This is a genomic window from Coprococcus sp. RTP21281st1_F1_RTP21281_210402, from assembly GCF_040915325.1.
In the GTDB taxonomy this organism is placed as follows: domain Bacteria; phylum Bacillota; class Clostridia; order Lachnospirales; family Lachnospiraceae; genus Coprococcus; species Coprococcus aceti.
In genome coordinates, this window is sequence record NZ_JBCPDQ010000004.1 from 242,857 (window position 1) to 244,267 (window position 1,411).

Annotated in this window: 2 protein-coding genes; both read left to right on the plus strand. The window is 43.7% G+C overall.

The window, feature by feature from the left end; genetic code table 11:
• On the plus strand, positions 1-505 hold a 505-nt coding region (locus AB5150_RS07175), incomplete at its 5' end, for a chorismate-binding protein (RefSeq protein WP_368291577.1).
• A 34-nt stretch (positions 506-539) separates the two neighbouring features.
• Positions 540-1,313 carry an aminotransferase class IV gene (locus AB5150_RS07180; RefSeq protein ID WP_161172026.1) on the plus strand — a complete coding sequence of 258 codons (774 nt, stop codon included), beginning with the start codon at positions 540-542 and terminating at the stop codon, positions 1,311-1,313.
• Positions 1,314-1,411 lie beyond the last annotated feature (98 nt).

Below are 1,411 nucleotides of genomic sequence, written 5' to 3' on the forward strand. Positions count from 1 at the left end.
GGATGAGGCACTCAGGAGGGAGCTTGAGAAATCACAGAAGGAAAAGAGTGAACTCCTGATGATTGTAGATCTTGAGAGGAATGACCTGAACCATGTGTGCAGACCGGGAAGCGTAAAAGTGACTGAACTGTTTTCGATAGAAGAGTATGCGACTGTTTTCCATCAGGTGGCAAATGTTGAAGGTATGCTGCAGGATGGGGAAGATGTGATGTCTCTTCTTACTGCGGCATTTCCGGGTGGTTCTGTTACGGGGGCGCCGAAACGCAGGGCTATGGAGATTACAGATGAACTTGAATGCGGGAAGAGAAATATTTACACCGGCTCTATTGGTTATATTACATTGGATGGAAAATGCGATTTTAATATAGTGATAAGAACTGTATTGTACAGAAATGGCAGGTATTATCTTGGCGTTGGAGGCGGTATTACTGCCGATTCAGATCCTGGTGCAGAGTATGAAGAGACACGGGATAAGGCAAAAGCAATACTCAGTGCATTGCAGTAGCATTTGAAAATGATGGAAATGGGAGAAATGTAAAATGAATGTAAAAATGGATGATTGCTTTCAATTTGGTCTTGGAGCATTTGAAACTATAAGTGTGGTTGACGGCAGGCCGATATTTCTTGACAGGCATCTGAGACGTCTGGAAGATGCTGCAAGATTCCTGGATCTTGGCATGCCAGCAGAACGGGGCATAGACAGGATAACTGTGCTGGAATATCTGAGAAAGTGGATGAGTGAGCATGATTACAGAGATCGATCAGGTCATATGAGGCGATGTGCGTTAAAGATCATGTTGACTCAGGAAAATGTGTTTTTTTCAATGAGAGATAATCCTTACACCCCAGATATATACGAACGGGGGTTTGCAATGGACATAAGTAATGTTAGAAGAAATGAGACATCGCCGTTCGTATATCATAAAACCATGAATTACGGAGACTGCATTCTTGAAAAAAGGCGGTCTGGCAAAGCTGGAATGGATGAACGGATCTTCCTGAATACAAAGGGACAGATATGCGAGGGTACGGTGAGTAATATATTTTTGGTGAGAGATGGTAGGATATACACACCTGCGATAGACTCAGGTCTTCTGCCTGGAACAGTAAGGGAGTATATCTGTGAATCAGAGGCGGTCACGCAGACGGTGATATTCCCTGATGAACTGTCATCGTATCAGGAATGCTTTGTGACCAATTCCTTGATGGGGGTCATGCCGGTGAAACTACTGGGAAATATCAGCTTTGAGGAGAGGAACGTCACAGCCATGATAATGAGAAAATATCATAATTTTTCAGCTTTATGCCGGTAAAATGCCTTTTTGTATCATTGTGGTCCGGGCTCAGCCACTTCGCATATGGTAAGAGTGTCACCAGATATGGTAAACCTTATATCGTATCCGCCGTACAG